The 1,458-nt window shown below is 72.2% G+C and carries 2 protein-coding genes and 1 pseudogene; all 3 read left to right on the top strand.

Going from position 1 to position 1,458, the window contains the following annotated elements; all coding sequences use genetic code 11:
- The coding region (locus ABZ914_RS51310) for a hypothetical protein (protein ID WP_500201807.1) at positions 1 to 255 on the top strand (255 nt) is incomplete at its 5' end.
- Between the two features lie 238 nt (positions 256 to 493).
- Complete coding sequence (locus ABZ914_RS51305) at positions 494 to 1,231, top strand: response regulator transcription factor (protein ID WP_500201806.1); 738 nt, start codon at positions 494 to 496, stop codon at positions 1,229 to 1,231.
- 47 nt (positions 1,232 to 1,278) lie between these two features.
- Positions 1,279 to 1,458, top strand: a pseudogene (locus tag ABZ914_RS51300) (two-component sensor histidine kinase); the annotation flags it as partial.

Raw genomic sequence — 1,458 nt, 5'->3', positions numbered from 1 at the left:
CGCACCGCCCGCGACCTGGCCGCCCGCGCCGCCGCGCAGGCCGCCACCGCCGCGATCGAGATCGTCATGGCCGAACTGCTCCGCGAGGCCCTGAAGATCGCGATGAAGGACGTGCTGCGCGACATGGTCCTCGACGTCGCCCGCGACGTCGTGGTGGACGTGGCCCGCACCACCTGGACCACCGCCGCCCGCCCCACGCCCGGGATGCCCGGAGACGTTTGGGCGGACAAGACCGATGGCGGGCCCGGCCGCTGAACCGCCGCTCAGAATTTCCTGAAGGTTTCGTGAGAAACCGATACCGGCGGCCAGGCCCCTCACCTGGTGTGTTTACGGTGAGTGCGTGACTCCGCTCCCCGCCCGAAGGCGAGGGCTTCCAACCCGAGGGTTGCGGTCCAGCCCGAACCGATCCCTAACGGAACGTAAGAAAACTAACACAGAGAGCGAAGTATCGCCTTCCATCGGCTGAAGTCGGTGGCCCCACGCAAGGAGACGGATGGACTCTGGCAGCCCAGGTACGGCGCCCGCCGCACGGATACTGATCGTCGACGACGAGCCCGCCGTCCGCGAATCGCTGTCCAGCAGCCTGGAGTTCGAGGGATACCGGGTCGCCGAGGCCGCCGACGGCGCCATGGCCCTGGAACGCGTCCAGGCCGACCGCCCCGACCTGGTCGTGCTCGACGTGCTGATGCCCCGCATGGACGGCCTGACCACCTGCCGGCGGCTGCGCGCCCTCGGCGCCACCATGCCGGTGCTGATGCTCACCGCCCGCGACATGGTCGGCGACCGCGTCACCGGCCTGGACGCCGGCGCCGACGACTACCTCGCCAAACCCTTCGAGCTCGACGAGCTGCTCGCGCGGGTGCGGGCCCTGCTGCGCCGCAGCGCGATGAACGCCGACACCGGCGGCGACGCCCGCCGCGAGGACGTCCTGGCCTTCGACGACCTGCGGATGAACACCCTCACCCGCGAGGTCGCCCGCGCCGGCCGCCCCCTGTCCCTCACCCGCACCGAGTACATGCTGCTGGAAATGTTCCTGACCCACCCCCGCCAGGTCCTCACCCGCGAGCAGATCCTGGAGACCGTCTGGGGCTTCGACTTCGAACCCGCCTCCAACTCCCTCGACGTGTACGTGATGTACCTGCGCCGCAAGACCGAGGCCGGCGGGATGCCGCGGCTCGTGCACACCGTCCGCGGCGTCGGCTACGTCCTGCGGACGGCGGCGTCCCCGTGACCGCCGGGCGGCGTCCCGGCGCGGCACGCCCGCCCAGGCGCCCGCCGATGACGCGGCGGCTGACGCTGCGCGCCCGGATGGCGCTGCTCACCGCCGTCGCCGTCGCGCTCGCCGTCGCCGTGTGCGCCGCCGCCAGCTGGTACCTCACCCGCAACCAGCTCTACCACGAGCTGGACCGCCGCCTCGGCTCCTTCTCCACCCCGCCCGGCCCCGAGGCCCCCGGCGCG

It is taken from the genome of Spirillospora sp. NPDC046719 (assembly GCF_040645715.1).
In the GTDB taxonomy this organism is placed as follows: Bacteria; Actinomycetota; Actinomycetes; order Streptosporangiales; family Streptosporangiaceae; genus Spirillospora.
The sequence above is the reverse complement of the archived record's forward strand: the minus strand, read 5'-3'. Positions and strand labels throughout refer to the sequence as shown.